The 20,021-nt window shown below is 68.6% G+C and carries 18 protein-coding genes and 1 pseudogene; 11 read left to right on the forward strand and 8 right to left on the reverse strand.

Translation table 11 applies throughout. The annotated features are described in order from the left end of the window. Nucleotides 1-37: 37 nt before the first annotated feature. Genes E9232_RS07550 through E9232_RS07560 form a run of 3 tightly spaced genes read left to right on the forward strand, consistent with a single transcriptional unit; the run spans nt 38 to nt 2,015 of the window. Nucleotides 38-637, forward strand: a complete 600-nt coding sequence (locus E9232_RS07550) for a CMD domain protein (protein WP_309793113.1) — start codon at nt 38-40, stop codon at nt 635-637. Between the two features lie 10 nt (nt 638-647). Then, complete coding sequence (locus tag E9232_RS07555; RefSeq protein WP_309793114.1) at nt 648-1,253, forward strand: alkylhydroperoxidase domain protein; 606 nt, start codon at nt 648-650, stop codon at nt 1,251-1,253. An 18-nt stretch (nt 1,254-1,271) separates the two neighbouring features. Next, the gene (locus tag E9232_RS07560; protein ID WP_309793115.1) at nt 1,272-2,015 is read left to right on the forward strand and encodes a VOC family protein; all 744 of its coding nucleotides are present in this window, start codon (nt 1,272-1,274) and stop codon (nt 2,013-2,015) included. Between the two features lie 43 nt (nt 2,016-2,058). Here the strand turns inward: E9232_RS07560 and E9232_RS07565 are convergent, their stop codons facing one another. After that, a complete protein-coding gene (locus tag E9232_RS07565; protein WP_309793116.1) occupies nt 2,059-2,436 on the reverse strand; it encodes a DUF427 domain-containing protein in 378 nt (125 codons plus the stop codon). 158 nt (nt 2,437-2,594) lie between these two features. Here E9232_RS07565 and E9232_RS07570 point away from each other — a divergent pair, with 158 nt between their 5' ends. Beyond that, nucleotides 2,595-4,829, forward strand: coding sequence for a copper-transporting P-type ATPase (locus E9232_RS07570; RefSeq protein ID WP_309793117.1), 2,235 nt, complete (start codon nt 2,595-2,597; stop codon nt 4,827-4,829). Between the two features lie 270 nt (nt 4,830-5,099). On the opposite strand, the gene E9232_RS07575 is transcribed toward E9232_RS07570, so the two are convergent. From E9232_RS07575 to E9232_RS07590, 4 genes are all read right to left on the reverse strand, one after another. After that, on the reverse strand, nt 5,100-6,770 hold the full coding sequence (locus E9232_RS07575; RefSeq protein WP_309793118.1) for a recombinase family protein: 1,671 nt from the start codon (nt 6,768-6,770) through the stop codon (nt 5,100-5,102). Continuing rightward, complete coding sequence (locus E9232_RS07580; RefSeq protein WP_309793119.1) at nt 6,767-7,042, reverse strand: hypothetical protein; 276 nt, start codon at nt 7,040-7,042, stop codon at nt 6,767-6,769. The genes E9232_RS07575 and E9232_RS07580 overlap by 4 nt, the downstream gene beginning before the upstream one ends. A 161-nt stretch (nt 7,043-7,203) precedes the next feature. Then, a complete protein-coding gene (locus E9232_RS07585) occupies nt 7,204-7,611 on the reverse strand; it encodes a hypothetical protein (protein ID WP_309793120.1) in 408 nt (135 codons plus the stop codon). Between the two features lie 228 nt (nt 7,612-7,839). Beyond that, the gene (locus E9232_RS07590) at nt 7,840-8,115 is read right to left on the reverse strand and encodes a helix-turn-helix domain-containing protein (RefSeq protein WP_309793121.1); all 276 of its coding nucleotides are present in this window, start codon (nt 8,113-8,115) and stop codon (nt 7,840-7,842) included. Nucleotides 8,116-8,280: 165 nt separating this feature from the next. Between E9232_RS07590 and E9232_RS07595 the strand changes: the two genes are divergently transcribed. Together E9232_RS07595 and E9232_RS35795 are read left to right on the forward strand one after the other, a co-directional pair. Then, nucleotides 8,281-8,919, forward strand: a complete 639-nt coding sequence (locus E9232_RS07595; RefSeq protein WP_309793122.1) for a hypothetical protein — start codon at nt 8,281-8,283, stop codon at nt 8,917-8,919. 36 nt (nt 8,920-8,955) lie between these two features. Then, nucleotides 8,956-9,594 carry a GIY-YIG nuclease family protein gene (locus tag E9232_RS35795; RefSeq protein WP_374710601.1) on the forward strand — a complete coding sequence of 213 codons (639 nt, stop codon included), beginning with the start codon at nt 8,956-8,958 and terminating at the stop codon, nt 9,592-9,594. Here E9232_RS35795 and E9232_RS07600 read toward each other — a convergent pair. After that, the gene (locus tag E9232_RS07600; RefSeq protein WP_309793124.1) at nt 9,475-10,101 is read right to left on the reverse strand and encodes a LysE family transporter; all 627 of its coding nucleotides are present in this window, start codon (nt 10,099-10,101) and stop codon (nt 9,475-9,477) included. The genes E9232_RS35795 and E9232_RS07600 overlap by 120 nt on opposite strands. Nucleotides 10,102-10,365: 264 nt before the next feature. Here E9232_RS07600 and E9232_RS35800 point away from each other — a divergent pair. Then, nucleotides 10,366-10,530: pseudogene (locus tag E9232_RS35800) on the forward strand (helix-turn-helix domain-containing protein); the annotation flags it as partial. 125 nt (nt 10,531-10,655) lie between these two features. On the opposite strand, the gene E9232_RS07605 reads toward E9232_RS35800, so the two are convergent. Then, the gene (locus tag E9232_RS07605) at nt 10,656-11,375 is read right to left on the reverse strand and encodes a hypothetical protein (RefSeq protein WP_309793125.1); all 720 of its coding nucleotides are present in this window, start codon (nt 11,373-11,375) and stop codon (nt 10,656-10,658) included. Nucleotides 11,376-11,730: 355 nt separating this feature from the next. After that, nucleotides 11,731-11,982: a hypothetical protein gene (locus E9232_RS07610; protein WP_309793126.1), complete on the reverse strand. Its 252-nt coding sequence runs from the start codon at nt 11,980-11,982 to the stop codon at nt 11,731-11,733. Nucleotides 11,983-12,649: 667 nt separating this feature from the next. Between E9232_RS07610 and ccrA the strand changes: the two genes are divergently transcribed. The 4 genes from ccrA (at nt 12,650) to E9232_RS07630 (ending at nt 20,011) form a co-directional block, all read left to right on the forward strand. Continuing rightward, the gene (ccrA, locus tag E9232_RS07615) at nt 12,650-13,918 is read left to right on the forward strand and encodes a crotonyl-CoA carboxylase/reductase (RefSeq protein ID WP_309793127.1); all 1,269 of its coding nucleotides are present in this window, start codon (nt 12,650-12,652) and stop codon (nt 13,916-13,918) included. A 115-nt stretch (nt 13,919-14,033) separates the two neighbouring features. After that, a complete protein-coding gene (locus E9232_RS07620; RefSeq protein WP_309793128.1) occupies nt 14,034-15,533 on the forward strand; it encodes a fatty acyl-AMP ligase in 1,500 nt (499 codons plus the stop codon). Beyond that, nucleotides 15,530-16,120: a phosphopantetheine-binding protein gene (locus tag E9232_RS07625; RefSeq protein ID WP_309793129.1), complete on the forward strand. Its 591-nt coding sequence runs from the start codon at nt 15,530-15,532 to the stop codon at nt 16,118-16,120. The genes E9232_RS07620 and E9232_RS07625 overlap by 4 nt, the downstream gene beginning before the upstream one ends. A gap of 39 nt (nt 16,121-16,159) precedes the next feature. Next, a complete protein-coding gene (locus E9232_RS07630; protein WP_309793130.1) occupies nt 16,160-20,011 on the forward strand; it encodes a type I polyketide synthase in 3,852 nt (1,283 codons plus the stop codon). Nucleotides 20,012-20,021 lie beyond the last annotated feature (10 nt).

The raw sequence follows: 20,021 nt of genomic DNA on the forward strand, positions 1-20,021 counted from the left end.
GCCCGGCCACCCCACGAACACTGGAAGGATGGAAACCATGACCGCACCGACGGCCGATGTCATCGACCTGCTGGCCGGGATCGAGCCGGGCTCCCGCCTCGACGGCATCCGGGCGCAACGGCCGGCGGCCCGGGAGAATGCGCAGAAGAGCTGGCTGGCGCTGTTCGAGCCCGAGATCCCCGGCACCGTGACGGCGCTGGAGCGCCGCGCCGTCGCCGCCTTCGTCGCCGCGCTGCACCGCGAGCCGGCGCCGGCCGGCTTCTACGCCGATGCCCTGGCCGGGCAGGACGGCTCCGCCGCCATCGCTGCCGCCATTGCGGCGGAAGCGGAGCGCGGGGCGGCGACCGGCCCCTACGGCCAGTATCCCGCCGGTCCCCTGAGCGTCGAGGATGTCGCCGGCCCGGTCCACCGGGTCGCGGACGACTCCCGGCGCGTCCTCGGCCCCCGCCTCGCCGCCGCGCTGGAACACACGCATCTGCTGGTGTTCCGGCCGCGCGACGCCAGCACCGCGGCATTGCAGGCGCTGCTCGACGCCGGCTGGTCGACCACCGACATCGTCACCCTGTCACAGCTGGTCGCCTTCCTGTCCTTCCAGATCCGCGTCGTCGCCGGGCTGCGCGCCCTGGCCGCCGCCTGAGGCTCTTGACATGACCGAGACCGTTCTCACCCATCCCGATGGCCGTCCGCCCGTCGCCTTCACCCAGGCCGAACTCGACTGGCTGCCCTGGCTCGAGCCGTTCCCGGCCGACCAGCTGACCGAACGGCACTGGGCCGGGCTGGTCGATGCCGCCCGCGCCAAATCCGACTATTTCCGCCTGCTGGTGCGCGACCCGGACGTGCTGCAGGCGCGGACCAAGACCGACAAGGACATCTTCTACAATCCCGAGGGCGGCCTGCCGCGGGCGGAGCGCGAGCTGGCCGCCGCTGCCGCCTCGCGCCTCAACGGCTGCATCTACTGCGCCTCGGTCCATTCCCGCTTCGCCACCACCCATTCCAAGCGCGGCGAGGATGTCCAGCGCCTGCTGGACGAGGGCGTCGGCGCCGACCTCGGCGAACGCTGGAACGCGGTCGTCGCTGCCTCGGCGGCGCTGACGGCGACGCCGCCGGCCTTCGGGCCCGAGCATGTCGAGCGGCTGCGCGCGGCCGGGCTGGACGATGCGGCGATCGCCGACGTCGTGCAGGGCGCCGCCTTCTTCAACTGGGCCAACCGGCTGATGCTGTCGCTGGGCGAGCCGGACACGCGCGCCGCGTGAGGCCGAAGGAGAGCTGACATGGGATTGTCCCTCGACCATGTGGTGATCGCCGTCCGCGACCTGGACCGGACGATCGCCGACTACACGGCGCTCGGCTTCACCGTGACGGTGGGTGGGGAGCACACCGGCGGCGCCAGCCACAACGCGCTGATCGACTTCGCCGACGGCGCCTATATCGAGCTGATCGCCTTCAAGCGGCCGAATCCGGAGTTCCGCTGGTGGCGGGTGCTGGACGAGGCCGGCGACGGCTTCGTCGACTATGCCCTGCTGCCTGGCGACATCGCCGCCGACGTCGCGGCGGCCAAGGCGCGCGGCCTCGACCTCGACGGCCCGAACGACGGCGGCCGGCTGCGGCCGGACGGGGTGCGGCTGGACTGGCGCACGGCGCGGGCCTCGACCTCGGACCTGCCCTTCCTGTGTGGCGACGTCACGCCGCGCGCCCTTCGGGTGCCGGAAGGCGATGTCCGGCGCCATGCCAACGGCGTGGTCGGCGTCGCCGCGATCGAGATCGCGGTGGAGAATCCGCAGGTCAGCGCCTGGCGCTACGGCGCCCTGCTGGGCACCCCGGCCGACGCCGCCGCCCCGATCGCCCTCGGCAATGCGTCGATCCGCCTGGCCGGCCCCGAGCGGGCTGCGGCGGCCCTGGCGGCGCGGGGCGAGGCGCCGGTGTCACTGCTGCTGCGCACAGCACCCGGCAGCGCCACCGGCGATTTCGACCCGGCGCTCAGCCACGGCGCCCGGCTGACCCGGATCGCCGAATAGGTGACGGCTCCGCGCAGGCGACCGCGCGGAGCCGCTCCAACCCTCAGGGCTGCTCCGAGATCGCGTCGACCCGGTCGGGGTAGAAGGCGAGGTGGTCTTTGATCGCGGCGACGGCCTCGTGGGGCGCCTCGTAGGTCCAGATCGCATTGGCCGACCGCTCGCCGCCGCCGGGGATGCTGTAATAGGACGCGTCGCCCTTGTAGGGGCAGTAGGTGCTGTGGTCGGTGCGCTGCAGCAGCGCCATGTCGGCATCCTGGCGCGGGATGTACAGGACCGCCGGATACGAGGCCTCGCGCAGCGTCAGCGCCGCCCGGGTGTCGGCGACGACGCGGCCGGCGACCGTGACGACGACGCGGCCCGGATTCGGCGCGATCGTGATCGGATGGTCCGGACCGGGGATCTTGATCGGCTTTTCCGCCATGACTTCGATTTCCTTCAGCTTCGGGCTGTCTCGAGGACAGGTTTGGATATGGGGGCGCCGCGGGGCTGAAGCCACCCCCATTCCGGGCCGTCCGGCATCTTGACCTTCCAGGAACTGGAATCCCCATCTCTCTGAAAACACAGTGACGAGAGCCGACGATGGGCCACCCAGACCACGACCATTCCAGCCCTCATCACGGCCACGCCGGCCATGGCCATTCGATGGCCGCCCATGGCCATGCGGTGAAGGACCAGGCCCCGGCTCCGGCCGGGACCATCTACACCTGCCCGATGCATCCGGAGATCCGGCAGGAGGGCCCCGGCAACTGCCCGATCTGCGGCATGGCGCTGGAGCCGGAGCGGGCCACGGCGGAGGCCGGCCCGAACCCCGAACTCATCGACATGACCCGGCGGTTCTGGATCGGCCTCGTTCTCACCATCCCGGTCCTGCTGCTGGAGATGGGTGGGCATCTGCTCGGGATCGACGTCGCCCGGTGGATCGGCGCCCGCGCCGCGGTCTGGGCCCAGCTCATCCTCGCCACGCCGGTCGTGCTGTGGGCGGGATGGCCGTTCTTCGTGCGCGGATGGCAGTCGATCGTCCGGCGCAGCCTAAACATGTTCACCCTGATCGCGCTGGGAACCGGCGCCGCCTATCTCTACAGCCTGGTCGCGACCCTGGCGCCCGGCCTGTTCCCCGACGGCTTCCGCGGCATGGACGGCATCGTCGCGGTCTATTTCGAGCCGGCGGCGGTGATCACCGTCCTGGTCCTGCTGGGCCAGGTGCTGGAGCTGCGGGCGCGCGAGCGCACCGGCGGCGCGATCCGGGCCCTGCTGGATCTCGCGCCCAAGCTGGCGCAGCGCGTCCGCGACGACGGATCGGATGAGGAGATCCCGCTCGAACACGTCCATGTCGGCGACAGGCTGCGCGTCCGGCCGGGCGACAAGGTGCCGGTCGACGGCGTGGTGGCCGAGGGCCGCAGCGTGATCGACGAAAGCATGATCACCGGCGAGGCCATCCCGGTCGAGAAGTCGACCGGCGACAAGGTGGTCGGCGGCACCATCAACGGCACCGGCGGCTTCGTCATGCGGGCCGAGCGGGTCGGCGGCGAGACCGTGCTGGCCCGCATCGTCGAGATGGTGGGCCAGGCCCAGCGCAGCCGGGCGCCGATCCAGCGCCTGGCCGACCGGGTCTCCGGCTGGTTCGTGCCGCTGGTGGTGCTGATCGCGGTGCTCGCCTTCGTCGCCTGGGCGGTCTGGGGTCCCTCCCCTGCCCTGTCCTACGGCCTCGTCGCCGCGGTCTCGGTGCTGATCATCGCCTGCCCCTGCGCCCTCGGCCTGGCCACGCCGATGTCGATCATGGTCGGGATCGGGCGCGGCGCCCGGCTCGGCGTGCTGATCAAGGACGCCGAGGCGCTGGAGCGGCTCGAGACCGTCGACATCCTGGTCTTCGACAAGACCGGCACCCTGACCGAAGGCAAGCCGCGCCTGGTCCGCATCGCCGCGGCGCCGGGCCGGGACGAAACCGACCTTCTCCGCCTCGCCGCCGGGCTCGAACGCGGCAGCGAGCATCCGCTGGCCGCCGCCATCCTGGCCGGCGCGGCGGAACGCGGCGCGGCGCCGGCGCCGGTGGCGGAGTTCCGGTCGCTGACCGGCAAGGGCGTCGCCGGCCGCGCGGACGGCCGGGAGGTCGCGCTCGGCAATGCCGCCCTGCTGCAGGAGCTGGGCATCGCCGCCGGGCCGCTGGCGGCCGAGGCCGAGACGCTGCGGCGCGACGGCTCCACGGTGATGCACCTGGCCGTGGACGGCACCGTCGCCGGGCTGATCGTGGTCGCCGACCCGATCAAGCCATCGACCCAGAGCGCGCTCGCAGCGCTGCGCGCCGAGGGAATGCGCATCGTCATGCTGACCGGCGACAGCCGGACAACGGCCGCGGCGGTGGCCGGCCGACTGGGCATCGACGAGGTCGAGGCCGAGGTGCTGCCCGAGGACAAGGGCGCGATCGTCCGGCGTCTCAAGGCCGAGGGCCGGGTGGTGGCGATGGCCGGCGACGGGGTGAACGACGCCCCGGCCCTGGCCGAGGCCGATGTCGGCATCGCCATGGGCACCGGCACCGACGTGGCGATCCAAAGCGCGCATGTGACCTTGGTGAAGGGCGATCTCGCCGCCATCGCAAGGGCCCGGGCGCTCAGCCAGGCGACCATGGGCAACATCCGCCAGAACCTGGTCTTCGCCTTCCTCTACAACGCGGTCGGGGTGCCGGTGGCGGCCGGGATCCTCTACCCGGCCTTCGGCCTCCTGCTGAGCCCGGAGATCGCGGCGGCGGCCATGGCGCTGAGCTCGGTCTCGGTGATCGCCAATGCGCTGCGCCTGCGCGTGGCCCGGCTCGACGGCTGAGGCCTCTCGATCGGGCGCTTCACGAGGGGAGTGGCGAGCCGGGTGGAAGCTAAAGATCCTCAATGAATCAACAGCTTGTCGTCTACAAACCTCAGTTCGGGGCCTGCAGCAAATCAATGGGTTAGAAACACATTCACAAACCCTGCCGCCCTTCGAAACCTCGGCATCTCGCCCTGCCCCGAACGAGGCCGCCATGACGCCCTACTGCAGTACACGGATGAACACTGCACCTTCGTTCGATGCACCCCAGTCACTCGTGGTGCGCCCGGATCAGTGCAGGTTCAAATCGATCGCAGGTTCAAATCGGGGACCCGCAACCGCGGTTGTTATCACTTCGGGCCGGGGCGGCGGCCGGCGGCCGGCTGCGAAGTCGAGGATAGCCATCAATTCGCCGCTTAGCCGGGCCTTGACCACTCCCCTGCCCTCGCCCGGTGTCAGCACCACCTGCCCCACCAGCGACCGGATCGCCTCCGCCGCTTCGTCCCGGGTCTCGGGATGTGCCAAGGTCTCCGTGAGTTCCCGCACCTTCCGCCGATAGATCTCAGCCACGTTCGGATGCACATCCGGGATGTCGGCCGGCGCCTCGTTGAGTCGGGCCTCGATGTCGGCCTTCTGTCGCTCCAGCTCGTTCATGCGTGCCTTGATCGACGGCTGGTACATGCCGTCCTCGATTGCCTGCATGATGCCGCGGATGCCGCGCTCGATCCGGATCAGGGCGGCACGATCCGCCTCCTCCCGCGCCCTCCGCTCATGGTTCTCGTGGTTGGTCTGCTCGACACAGGATCGCACTGCCTCTGCCACCGCTTCAGGCGAGATCAGCTTATCGGTCAGGCCGGCCAGCACGCGCTTTTCAATCTTCTCCCGCATGATCGTCCTTGAGTTATCGCAGCGCCCACGTCGGAAGTGCGCGAGGCAACCGTAGCGGCCCGCGGCCATGATGCCGTACTTGCCGCCGCAGCAGCCGCAGATGAGCAGACCCGACAGCAGAAAGGCCGGACGGCGCAGGCTGTGCATTGTCTTCGCCCGCGCCTTGCGCACCGCGATCGTGGTCGCCTCGAACTGTTTCGCCAGGACGGCCTGCCGCGCCTTCACGGCCTGCCACAGCTCATCGCCGACGATGCTAAGCGCCGGCACTTCGGTGCGGATCCACTTCGCCTCTGGGTTCGGCCGCGACACCCGCCGGCCGGTGGTCGGGTCCTTGACGAAGTGAAGCCGGTTCCAGACCAGCGCCCCGGCATAAAGCTCGTTGTTGAGGATGCCAGTACCGCGGGAGGCATGGCCCCGAATGGTGGTGTCGGCCCACTCCCGGCCAAGTGGCCCGGGGATGCCGTCAGCGTTCAGCCCGGTCGCAATCGCATGCGGCGAGCGGCCGGCCGCAAACTCCCGGAAGATCCGCAGGACCACAGTGGCCTCGGCCTCGTTGATCCGCCGCTCACCACGGAGCGGGTCGCCCTCGGCATCGGTGCGCTTGACCACGTCATAGCCATAGCAGAGCCCGCCGCCGGACCGGCCCTTCTCCACCCGGCCGCGGATGCCGCGATGAGTTTTCGCCGCGAGGTCCTTCAGGAACAGGGCGTTCATCGTGCCCTTGAGCCCGACATGCAGCTCCGTGATCTCGCCCTCCGCCAGGGTGACGATGCGCACGCCAGCGAAGCGGAGGTGCTTGAAGAGGATCGCCACATCCGCCTGATCCCGGCTGATCCGGTCGAGAGCTTCGGCCATGACCACCTCGAAGCGGCGGCGCTGCGCCGCCTTGAGCAAGGCCTGGATGGCGGGCCGCTGGATGATGCTGGCGCCTGAAATAGCGGGGTCCTGGTAGGTGCAGGCCACGACCATGCCCTCACGCTCAGCCTGCTCCCGGCAGATGCGAAACTGGTCCTCGATCGAGGCGGCGTTCTGGCTGTCGTCGGAATAGCGGGCGTAAAGGGCAACCTGGGTCATATCTCGTCTCTCCCCTGGTCTGATACGTTCGGCCGGTTGTCATTGGCGGCCTCGGCCCGGAGCAGCTCCCGCGCGATCTGCCGGCCGATGGCCCAGGCGATCACAAGCAGGCGTGGATCAATCCTGCCGGCTTGGCCGGCATTGTCGTTGGCGGGCGGTGCTTGACCGGCCCGTTCCCAGTCCGATTCCATCGCCGATCTCCTGCCGCAGCTCGGCATCAGGCGAACATCGAACCGGGACAACAACCGGTCAATACGGCTGCCGGCCTTCACGGATACTCAACTCCGCGATCATGCATGATGATAGCAGAAGATCGCAGGTCGACGCGCAACCGGCCGAATACATTCTGGAATATATTCGAGAGTGCATCGGTGAATGCACCCGCTCTTCTACCTGCCGGGCCACATCGAGCGCGACCCGGCAGCATCGAACTTCACCACGGCGCTTCGGCATAGCCCGGCAGCTTTGTAATCAGCGCCCGGGCCATCTGAGAGCCGAAGTCGTAGGCCAGGCTCTCTTCCCAATCCTCGCATTCGCAGGCTTGGTACTCGAAGCAGGCCAAGCGCTTGGCAGCTCGACCGGGCGGCACAGGGCGCCAGGTGAAGCGATTGGCCCCGACTGCGGCCTCGTACTCCGCTGCCTCCTCGGTGCCGGACAGTCGGTAGCGATGAATGACGGAGCGGATGTTCTCGGCCCAGAGCATCCGGCCGAAATCGTTGGCGTTCTCGTGGTTCACCTGTCGATAGCCTCGGTCGGTCACGAGGCGGGCGCGGATCTCCAGATCGATGGCAGCCGAGACCAGTTCGTCGATATGCTCCTGGACGACGACGAAAGCGGACATTGGCAGTCTCCCCTTGCTTCGCGGCAGCGGGTTGATGCCGCTGCATCAACCCCTGCCCGTCCGGCGAGGACCGGGGAGTGGGGGCAAGGGCGCCGGGACCAGAGCCACGCGCAGCCGCGGGAGCGCACGCGACGCGGCGAGCATGGCGAGGACCCGCCCCTTGCAGGGCGAGGGGCAGAGCCCTTCGCCCCTCCTGCGCCTTGGGAGCCTATGTCGCTCGATCCGCCGCTACGGCCGGACCGGCTTCTTGATGCGAATGCCGGGAACCTCGCCGTTAGTGAACTCGATGCCGGCATTCTCCAGCGCCGCCCGGATCCGAGCTCGCATTTCGTCACTGACCTTAAGAGTTTGCTCGCCATCGCTTTCGCTGCGCTTGATCGTGGGGACCGACACGCCCGCCGCACGAGCTAATTCGGCTTGAGAGATCCCAAGGAATCCGCGCGCCGCCCTAATCTGGCCTGGTGTTATCACTTTCCTCTTGATCCCAAAAGGATCAACGGGCATGATCCCGTTGGTATCAATCCCTCTTATGGCAGAATTGCCGTGTGAGCAACCGCTTGCGCGCGTTCGTCGAGTGAGGATTGATCAGCGGTCTAGGACAGGCGGCCGGACGAGGTGCGGAAACACCCCGCCCGGCCTGACCACAATCCAGCTTCAGGGAGCCGGATCATGGCTGATTCCGACGATATCACGACTTTGCCTGCGCTCAGCCGCCGCGACCTGCTCGGCGGCGCCACCGTCCTCTCGATCAACGCAGCCGATGCCCGGCGCCGCGGCGCCAGCTCCGATCCAGTACTCGATCTCTTCCAGGAATGGCGGGCTCTCGATGCCGAGCTCGATGCTTGGCAGGACGATTGGCAGAAGAAGGAGGGCGTCCTGCTCCGTACCGTCGGCATGCCGCGCGTGATCGTACCAGTTCCGGGCGAGGCGGAGCCGGTTTCGGCCTGCGAGCCGGCAGAGATCGACGCGCTGCTGGAGGACCTGCCGGGGACGGAAGAGCTTCGGCAAAGGCTGCACCGCGAGTTCGCGGCTCACCGGCGCCGCTGGGAGATGGCGGCGGCGGCAATCGGGTTCGGTCCAGCGGAAGAACGTGTCAATCTCGCCTGGGACCGCTGGGACACGCTGACCGAAACCATCTGGCAGGTGCCAGCCGGAACGTTGGCCGGCATGGCTGCCAAGCTCGCCATGGTGCTCTCCATCGGTCAGTCTCGGTCGGATGACGACGAGTTCCCCTGGCCGCCGCTTCGATCTGTTCTCGCCGACCTGCAGCAGCTCGTAGAGTTGCCAGTCAGTTTGGACCCGACGTGACGTCAATGGAGTGCAGCGCTGCATCGGGGACAGCCGATGTCCGATCCGCTCGAACATCCTTGCCGGCGTTGCGGCGCTGCTTCACGCCAACCCTGTACCGATCGAGCAGGGCACATCAAACGCGACGTTCATGCCGCCCACAGACGCACTGCGCAGCCGGCGGCCACTGCGTCGGCGATCGAATGGCTTCGTCACGTGGACGATGGGAGTCTATGGTGCGTTGAGGACCTGGCAGCGGGCCTCTACGTGACCTACGCGATCCTTGATCCACGGACCGACGAATTCGTCTATGTGGGCCAGAGCGGCAGCTTCGCAAGGCGAATTGCAGATCACCTGAAGACACGAACGGAGCGGCCACATTCCCGCCTCCGTCCAATCCGGGCTTGGATCTGGGATGTGACTAAGACAGGAAGTACGCCGCGCTTCCGAGTGCTCGATATCTGCGAAACTGAAGAGCGATCGCTTGCATCAGAAGCTCTCTGGGTCGAGCGCCTAGCCGCACAGGGCCATAAGCTTTTGAATCGCTGGCTAAATCATCACCAAGACCGGTCACCCCTACCCGACGAGCGAATAAAAAGACCGTGCCGCCAGAGCCAGGAGCGCGCCAGCGGCGAGGAAGCGGATCGGCCGGTGCCAAGCCCGCGCCGCGCGCCTGGCCCGGGAGCTGCCGAGTAGCGATGCCGCCAGCAGGGCGACGCCGAGCGCCTCCAGCGGCACCATCAGCAGCACGCAAGTCTGCGCCGGCTCGGGCAGCTGTGTCGCCATGACCAGGAATTGCGACAGGAAGAACGCGCCGGTCAACGGGTTGGTGGCAGCGATGCAGAGCCCTGCCCCGAAAGCGACGAACACCGGACCTTCGCCGCGTCCCAGCCCGACCTCGCCGACAGGCACACGCTGCCGCAGCAGCTGCAGCGCCATAAGCGCCAGAAGAAGCGCGCCGACGGCCCGTCCGGACAACGCGATCCCGCTCAGGGCCACCGATAGACTCAGGGCCTGGTGCAGCATCAGCGCCAGCAGGCCTGCGCCGATTGCCATGCCGATGCAGAACGGCAGCGCCGCGCGCCGGCCCCGCAGGGCAGCAATGCCGCCGATGGCCAACATGTTGGGACCGGGAATAACAAGGATGCCCGCATAGCTCAGGGCGAACCCCACAATCGTCTGGAAAGTCGCGTTGGACGTCATCGATTCATCCCGCAGAGAACAGGCTAGTGGCTCCTGAGCCGCCGGTGAGAAGGCGCCGCTCCGCTGTTGCAGCCGGATCACTTGCGGGATGCTCGCGCGTTAGCGCCCTCAGGGTGCCGTAGGAAGACTCCCATATCGGGGCCGACGCGGCGTCATCCGTTCATATGATGCGCAGCGAAATAGTTGCCGGTCGCAAGACCGCCTTCGGGCACGCCATGAGATAGCTGTGCCACACGCGCCGGTACCCCCTATGCCAGGCAGAATCTGCGCGAGAGCCTAAGCACGGAGGATCTGGCGCGCGCGGCGTGCCTGAGCCCACGGCAGTTCACACGTCTCTTCCGCTCGCAGACCGGAACGACCCCGGCGAAGGCGGTCGAGGCCCTGCGGATCGAGGCCGCGAAACTGATGCTGGAGCAGAGCCGGCTGCCCATCGAGGTCGTCGGGCTTCGCAAACCGCGAGCGCATGCGCCAGGCCTTCATCCGTGCGCATGGCGAGGTGCCCAGAGCGATCCGCAACGAAGCAGGCAGCCTCGCCATGCTTTAGAAACCGGACGTCAGCTCAGCCGGATATTGGACATATCGATCGACACCACCAGCGGCTCTTCGCTGAAGCCGCCGTCGGGCTGCCGCGCGAAGATGCGCCTCCTGGTCGGAACCCTGATGCCCGAGACGTCCACATAGTCGTCGACCAGGCGGGCGCCCGGCGTATTGCCGGCGATCTCCACGTCATAGTCATGCCGCTTCAGCAGCCCCTCGCCATCGAAGTAGAGCGTCTGCACCGCGCTGTGCGTCGCGATGTGAGCCGGGAAGCGGACGGCGAGACGGCGCCAGAGCCCCTTGCTCGTCCGCCACGGCTCGATCTCCTCGGCCTCAACCCCCGGCCAGGCGAGCAGGAAGGGCGTGTTGAGATATGTCCACATGGCGCAGCCGGCGAAGTAGGCCAGTTGAAGCTCCGTCCACGGCGTCTGCAGCGTGTGGCCTGCGAAGCTCTTTCGAGGATCCCGGAGCTCCTCCAGCACTGTCCCGTCCGCGGCTTCCAGGGCCACCCGCCCGGGCTCGAATTCGGAATGGCGGTGCCCGGCGCCGAACGGCGCATGGGAGGCCCATTCCCTGCGCAGGTCCACCGTGACCGTGGTGCGTTCGAGGGTCTGCGGCTGCCCCTTCAACGGCCACAGCACCCCTCCCTGCTGAAGATCAGCCGACAGCCGTTCAAACTGCCGCCAACGCTGCAATCCCCCATGGGCTTCGATCGCGAGTTCCCTGAGCTTTGTCATGGCATGCTCCTCCTGCAGTGGCCGAGAAAGTCCGGCCTGTGCCGCCTGGAGGCTAGGGGCCCGGCAAGCACCCGCGAACGTCGTAGATGCCTTGTTTCCGGCCACCGAGTTTACCAGCTCGCTCAGCTTCGCGTCCGAAGCGCACCATTTCAGGCCATTGCCGAGACTTCTCTAAACCGGACGCAGCCCAAGCTGGCCGGAAGAGGCCCTGCTTGGCCAGCCCAGCGGCCTGAAGAGCTCCCGAAACCGGCCATCGACTTTAGCTCCGCGAAGCGGACGTAACCGCGAGCGGTTCAGTGCGGTTCGCGGGAGACAAGAGCCGTTTCGCCCGGTATCCACTTCGGCCGATACAGCCTCAGGCGAAGGCCCGACGACGCACCACGAAGCTCGCGTCAGCGATGGCTTGGTCGGCCGCCTCCGACCGGCCGGCGAAGGCGTCGAGGATGGGCAAGTCGCCGCGGCTGCCCGCCTCACGGATCAGCTCCGCGAGGACGATGGCGGACTGTCCTCCGAACGTTCCGCCCGCCCACTTGACCGCGGTTTTGAGCACCTGGGGCCAGGTCAGCCCGGTCTCGACGATGGCTTGATCTCGTGATCCAAGCGGCAACGTTGGCCGGTTCGGAAGATGCCCGCTCCTGAGACCTCGATGCGATGGTATCGTGTGGCGATGGACGCGCGCAGAGCATCTCGCCTTGGATCGCCTCCGGCCCTTCCCCCCGGCCTGCCGTCGTCGCGTTGGCGCCGATATCGTTGAAAAAGTCCCCAACGACCGCTTGGGACGCAAAATCAAGCCAAGCCTGTTGCTGATCTGGTCGTCATTTGGCATTTTTCGGCGCACTACCCATTCGTTTTCAGGTCTTTTGTTGCGCGCGGAAATGACCTTCTGACTTTTCAACGATATCCGCCAAAAGCGGACATAGCGCTCACCGCCCGGGAGCGGACATTCTCGTGTCAGGCGGAACTCAGCCGAAGCTCTGAAACTAGATTTCAGAAATATTACTAGATTAAATAAATTACTACATGATTCAATGTAGTATTTGAGAATATTTGTTGATTTAATTTAATAAACATCGACCACCAACAATTCATCATAATAGACGAATATTTTCCCTTGTCATATGTCGGTCGAAATGGCACATCTTCTCAGACAGACGCCGGCGTCACATGAAGTGAACGCTGTCGAAACTCAGAGCTTCCACATAAGTCGCTGACAAGGCGAATTCTACTTTATCGTCAAGAGTGGCCCTCTGGCATTGAGGATCGGGAGGGGTATTGTGTTAACGCAATTTAAAGGGAACGTTCCCGGCCCATCGTTTGCAGCTGGGACGCTGTTTGATCTGGGTCAGCCCATCCCCTGGGGGGCCGTCCCCGAACGGATGCATGCCTGGACCATTCGCCGTGAAAATCATGGCTTGCCCCCGACCGCCTTCCAGCGGGAAGTCGTCAATGTCCCGACGATCGGCCCGGATGAGGTTCTCGTCCTGGTGATGGCCGCCGGCGTCAACTACAACGGCGTCTGGGCGGCGCTCGGCCATCCGGTGTCGCCGCTGGACTTCCACGACCATCCCTTTCACATCGCGGGCTCGGACGCGTCCGGGATCGTCTGGGCGGTCGGGTCGAATGTCCGCAACTGGCGCGTCGGCGACGAGGTCGTAGCCCATTGCTGCCAAGTCGCCGGCGACGACGAGGAATGCAACGGCGGCGACCCAATGCTGTCGCCGAGTCAGCGCATCTGGGGTTACGAGACCTCCTACGGCGCCTTCGCCCAGTTCACCCGCGTCCAGGCGGTTCAGCTTCTGCCGAAGCCGCGGCATCTGAGCTGGGAAGCCAGCGCCTGCTATACGCTGGTGCTGGCGACCGCATACCGAATGCTGTTTGGGCATGCGCCCCATGTCCTCGGCCCCGGCAGGACTGTGCTGGTCTGGGGCGCGGCGGGCGGCCTCGGCTCGATGGCGATCCAGCTGGCGGCGATCGTCGGGGCACGGCCGATCGCCGTGGTCTCCGACGAGGCGAAGGCTGCGCACGCCCGCAGGCTGGGCGCGGCGGCGACGATCAACCGGTCGCAATTCGACTGCTGGGGGACGCCACCGCCGATCGGCTCGGCCGGCCACGCGGCGTATCTGGACAAGGTGAAGGCCTTCGGGCGGGCGGTGCGCCAGGCGGCCGGACCGACCGGCGAGGTCGACATCGTCTTCGAGCATCCGGGGCGGGACACCTTCGCGGTCTCCAGCTTCCTGGTGAAACGCGGCGGCATGGTGGTGTTCTGCGCGGCGACCAGCGGCTATGACCTGACCTTCGATGCCCGCTATGTGTGGATGCGGCAGAAGCGGATCCAAGGCAGCCATTTCGCCAATCTGAAACAGGCGGCCGAAGCCAACCGGCTCGTCATGGCCGGGCGCATCGACCCATGCCTATCGGAGCTGTTTCCCTGGGACCAGCTGCCGGAGGCCCATGCCAGGATGCTGCGCAACCAGCATCCCCCCGGCAACATGGCGGTGCTGGTGCATTCGGGCCGCGCGGGCGAGGGATGCCGGCTGGAATGACCTGAGACCGCCCGGCGGCAGCTCGCCCGCACTCACGGATTGGACCTGAGCCCGCACGTCATCTGGATGCGGGCCACCCCGATGCCGCGCCCTTCGGGCGCGCAAGGAGACCTCGATGGCGACGGACCCGCTGGCGAAGGCCGATGACCGCTGTTTCTCGGACATTCTCGCCCAAAGAGCTGCGGCCCATCCGGCCAAGGACGCGCTGGTCGTGGTCGGCACCGATGGCACCGAGAAGCTGCGGCTGAGCTATGGTGAGCTCGGCGCGCAGGTCGACCGATATGCGGCCGGGCTGATCGAACGAGGCCTGGCGGGGCAGCGGGCGCTGATGCTGTTCGAGCCCGGCGTCGGCTTCGTCGTGGCCTTCATGGCCTGCCTGCGGGCGGGCGTGACCGCCCTGCCCTGCCACTTGGCCAAGCCGGGCCGGTCCACCTGGGACCGGCTGATCGCCATCGTGCAGGATTCCGACGCCGCCTGCATCCTGACGGAAGAGGCGTCGATACCGAAGCTTACCGGCTGGTTCGCCGACAGTCCGGAGCTGTCGTCGCTGCCGATGCTCTCGCCGGGCGATCTCGATGCCGATCCCGCCGGCATCGGCCGGCAGCGGCCGTCGGCCGACACCCCCGCCTTCCTGCAATACACCTCCGGGTCGACCGGCATCCCCAAGGGCACAGTCGTGACCTTCGGCAACCTGATCGCCAATGCGGCGGTGATCGGCCCCCATTGCGGCTTCGATTTCGACACGATCGTCGTCTGCTGGCTGCCGCCCTATCACGATCTCGGGCTGATCGGGAACATCCTGCAATCGCTGCTGGACGGGGCGCTGTGCGTGCTTCTGCCGCCGGTGTCGCTGGTCCAGAATCCGCGGCGATGGCTCGAGACCATCAGCCGCTACCGGGCCACGATCAGCATGGCGCCGAACTTCGCCTATGAGCTCTGCGTCCGCCGGATCCTGCCCGAGAAGCGGCACGGGCTCGACCTGTCGAGCTGGAGATCCGCCGTCAACGCCGCCGAGCCGATCCGGGCCTCGACCATCGACGGCCTCGTCGAGGCCTATCGGGACCATGGCTTCCGCGGGGAAACATTCCGGCCGGTCTACGGCTTGGCGGAGGCGACGCTGATGGTCTCGGTCGGGGACCTCGACCGGCCAGCCCGGAGGCTCTCGGTGAACGCCTCCGCCGTGGACGCCGGCCGGATCGTCCCGGCCTCGGGCGCGGGATCCCGCCTCATCATCAGCTCGGGCAAGGTCCGGGCGCCGCAGCAGGTCGCGATCGTCGACCCCGACAGCCACCGGCTCTGCGCCGGGGGAGCGATCGGCGAGGTGTGGGTGGCGGGTCCCTGCGTCGCGAGCGGCTACTGGCGACGCCCCGAAGTCTCGGCCCAGACATTCGGCGCACGTCTGGCAGATGGGCTGGGACCGTTTCTGCGGACCGGGGACCTCGGCATCGTCATCGACGACGAGCTCTACATCACCGGCCGGATCAAGGAGGTCATGATCGTCCGCGGCCGGAACCTCTACCCGCAGGACATCGAGGCCACCGTGCAGAGCGCGCATGACGCCTTCAAGCCCGCGGGGGGGCGGTGTTCTCGATCGACCGCGAGGATGGAGAGATGATCGTCGTGGTCCAGGAGATCGAGCGGTCCTGGCTGGCGACGGCAAACCGCGACGAGCTGGTGGCCCGGATCCGCGACGCCGTCTTCCAGGAGCATGAGGTGGCGGTGGCCGAGGTGGTGCTGACCAAGCCCGAGACGGTGCCGAAGACCTCGGCCGGCAAGATCCAGCGCGTGCTTTGCCGCGATCTCTACCTGCGCGGCGAGCTGGAGCGAGCGATCCAGGGCCGGTCGGTCAAGGCCGGGCCGATCGCGATCCGGCCGAACGACGACGCCGCGACCCCGTCTCCCGCACCGGCGGACTCGGCCGGGACCATTGTGGCGCTGGTCGCACGATGGGCTGCCGGCCGGGAGCTGCAGCTCCCTCCGGCCGGCCGGACCTTCGCCGAGGCTGGCTTCGATTCCGTCAGCGCCGTCGAACTGACCCATTTCCTCGAGACCGAGCTGGGGCTCGAACTCGACCAGACCCTGCTATGGACCTGCACCACGATCGAGGCCCTGTCCCGCCATCTGGCGGTGCTGCGGGGCCCCGGCGCCCTGGCCGCCGTGTCCGCACCGGCGGAGCCGATCGCGGAATCGGCCAACTGGTAACGGGACCGGAAAATGCAAGCTGAACGGGAGGCGAGGCCGATGGACACCCAGCCGGCCCGCGGCGGTCCGGTCGACCCGATCGCGATCATCGGCATGGCGTTCCGGCTGCCGGGCGGCAACGACACGCCATCCGGGTTCTGGGACTTCATCCGGTCGGCGCAGGTCGCCATCCGCGACACGCCGCCCGATCGCTTCGACATCGACGCCTGGCATTCGCCGGACCCCGACCGGTCGGGGACGACCTATTCTAGGCGGGCGGGCTATGTCGACGATCCCTACGGCTTCGATCCGGAGTTCTTCCGCATCTCTCAGGCCGAGGCGCTGGAGATGGACCCGCAGCAGCGCTGGATGCTGCAGCTGTGCTGGAGCGCGTTGGAACATGCCGGGATTGTGCCGTCGAGCCTGCGCGGGCAGCGCGTCGGCCTATTCCTGACGGCCGGCGACGTCGACTATGCGCGCCGGACGGTCGCGTCGGGCGACCCGCACCGCATCACTGCCTGGGGCAAGCTCGGCGCCAACCGCGCGGTCGGCGTCGGCCGGGTCGCCTACACGCTCGGGCTGCAGGGCCCGGCGATCTTCCTGGATTCGACCTGCTCCTCCTCGCTCGTAGCGGTGCATCTGGCGGCGCAGAGCCTGCGCTGTGGCGATTGCGACCTGGCGATCGCCGGCGGCACCAACCTGATCCTGGGGCCCGAGGAAACGATCGGCTTCGCCCGGCTGCAGGCGATGTCGCGGACCGACACCTGCCGCACCTTCGACGCCAAGGCCGACGGCTACATCCGCGGCGAGGGCGGCGCCGTGGTCGTGCTGAAGCGGGCCGGCGAGGCGATGGCCGACAAGGATCGGATCGAGGCGCTGCTGGTCGGATCGGCAGTGAACAACGATGGCGCCAGCAACGGGCTGACGGCCCCGAACGGCGCGGCCCAGGAGGCCGTGATCCGCCAGGCGCTGGCCCAGGCCGGCGCGGGCCCGGAGGATGTCGCCTATGTCGAGGCCCACGGCACCGGCACGCCGCTGGGCGACCCGATCGAGCTTTCGGCCCTGCGGAACGCTTACACTAGCGGCGTGGCGCGGCGGTCGCCGCTGCTGCTCGGCGGGTTGAAGTCCCAGGTCGGCCATCTCGAGGGGGCGGCGGGCATCGCCGGGCTGATCAAGGCGATCCTGGTGCTGCGCCATCGCCATGCGCCGGCCCAGGCCGGGTTCGACACCCCCAACCCACGGTTCCGCTGGGACGGGGCCGGGATGGAGGTGCCGCGGACCGGCCGCGACCTGCCGGCTGAGGGCGGCCTGGTGGCGGTCAGTTCCTTCGGCATCAGCGGCACCAACGCCCATGCCGTGCTGGCGCCGGCGCCGGGGGCGAAATTGGCCCGGCAGCCGGACCGGATGCGGGTCCTGACGCTCTCGGCGCGGTCGCCGGCAGCCCTGGGCAGGCTCGCGGCGGCTTATGACGAGCCGCTCGGCCCGTCCGGACCGGGATTGCGGGATCTCTGCTACACGGCAAGCGTGCGGCGTGAGCACTGGGACCGGCGGCTGGCCCTGGTGGGCGCCTCGCGCGAGGACATGGCGGCGGCGCGGCGCGAGCATGCGGCCGGCGTGCCCTCTGGCCGCTGGCATGCCGGCACGGCCGCGCCGAGGAGCCGTCTAGTGTTTCTGTTTCCCGGCCAGGGCGGGTGGCGGCCCGGCGTGGGGGGAGGGCTGTATCGGGATAATCCGATCTTCCGGTCGGCCGTCGACGACTGCTTGGCGCGCCTCGCGCCGGGCACGGCAGCTGAGGTGCAGCGCGCCATCCTCGACCGCGACCTCAGCCGCGCCCACCATGATCCCGGGCAACTGGCGCATTTCGTCGTGCTGCACTCGCTGGCCCGCACCTGGATCAGGCTCGGCGTCAGCCCCGACATGGTGATCGGCCACTCGCTGGGCGAGCATGCGGCAGCGGTCATCGCCGGCGTGATGTCGCTCGATCACGGGCTCAAGGCCGTGGAAACCCGCGGCCGGCTGTTCGAGACCCTGCGGCCGCACGGCGCCATGCTGGCCGTGGCCGCCGGCGCCGAATGGCTGGAGACGGTGTTCGCGTTCGGCACCGATCTGTTCGTCGCCGCGATCAATGGGCCGGAGCAGACGGTGCTGAGCGGCACGACCGCCGCCGTCGCCGAGGCCGAGCGGGCGCTTCTGGAGCAAAGCATCCGGGTGTCGCGGGTCCCGACCTACGACACCCCCGGCCATTCGCCGCTGCTAGCGCCGATCCTGGCGCCGTTCCGCGACGCCCTGGCCGCGATCCGGCTCCAGCCGCCCGGGATGGAGATGATCTCGACGGTCACCGGACGCCGCGCCGGAGACGAGATCGCCACGGCCGATTACTGGGTCGACATGGTCGAGCGGCCGGTGCGGTTCCGCGCGGCGCTCGACACCGTCGCCAGGGATGGCGTCACCTTCCTCGAGGTTGGACCGGGCAAGGCCCTTTCCAACCTGGCGAAGGCGGCCTCCGGCGACTGGACTCGGGCGATCTCCTCGCTCTGCGACGGCCCGGGCGGCGACGAAAATCCGGAGCCCGACGGTCTGGTCCATGCCTGCGCGCGCCTGTACTGCGCCGGCCATTCGCCGGATTGGACGCGCCTCTACGGCACCCCGCCCGCCCCCGTCGAGGCGCCGACCTACGCCTTCGACCTGAAGCATATCGAGCTGCCGGCAGTGGAACTGCGGCCACGTGGCGATCGCCTGCAGCCGGTGCCGCGCGGCGCGGCTGACGACGAGGACGCGGATGCGTCTGCCACTTCGGTGACTGCGCCGGTCGACGGCATCCTTGCCGTGGTCGCCGATATCGCCCGCCCCGTCATCGGAGACGCGGCCGACGGGGATGCCGACGCGGCCCTGGTGACCCTCGGCCTCGACTCGCTGGCCTTGACCGCGATCCGGGGCCGCCTGCAGCAGGCCTTCGGACGGGTGGTGCCGATGGCCTGGTTCGCCGCCGGCGCCTCGCTGCGCAGCCTCGCCGCCTATTATTCGGACGGGGCCGTCCCGGCACCGGCCCAGGCGGCGCCTGCACAGGCCCCCGTCACGCCGATATCGCCGGTCCGGCGGACAGGCCCGTCAGGCCACCTGCTCACGCTGCGGGAGGGCCCGGGGCCGCTGGTGGCGCTGGTCCATCCGGTTGGCGGCGACGTGCTGTGCTACGGCGAGCTGGCGGCCGCATGGCCCGGTGACGCCCGGATCATCGGCGTCCGGCACCCGGAGGCCGAGGCGGGCGATGTCCGCTATCGCCCCCATGCCGAGCTGGCGACGCTGTACCGCGGGGCCGTCCTCGCCGCCGCCGGCAGGGTTCCGGACGTCGTCGGCGGCTGGTCCTTCGGCGGGGCCGTTGCCCAGGAGATGACGGCCCAGTGGGAGGAGGACGGCACGCCGGTCGCCGCCCTGCTGGCCATCGACAGTCCCCTGCCGGACGGTGTCCATGCCCGCCGGCTCCGCCGCTTGGTCGACAGCGCCGGCGGGGGCGAGGATGATGGCCTCCTGGATCGGATGGTCGCCGATCCCGAATTCGAGGCGGTGTTCGACGAGCAGCACGGCCTCGGCCGGTTCCGCGCCATCGCCGATTCCGCCACCGTGGAGCGCGTGTTCCGGATCCATGCCGCGAACGCCGCCGCGCTGGCCGGACATCGGCCGAGGCCAGTTCGCGCGCCTCTCCACTACGCGCTCGCCCTCCGCGGCGGGAACGCCCGGACCTCCGAGGAGGCCGCCGGATCCCTGGCAACGCTCTGCGCCGGGCCGCTGCGGATCCTGGGCTTCGACTGCGACCATTTCTCGATCATGCGATCCCCGGCTGTCGAGGCCGTGGCCGGCTTCCTCGGCGCGGCGGCGAGGCTGATGGCACAGCCCGTGCCCCTGGTGGCTGAATGATTCGCGAGGA

Source organism: Inquilinus ginsengisoli, assembly GCF_031453975.1.
Classification (GTDB): Bacteria; Pseudomonadota; Alphaproteobacteria; order DSM-16000; family Inquilinaceae; genus Inquilinus; species Inquilinus ginsengisoli_A.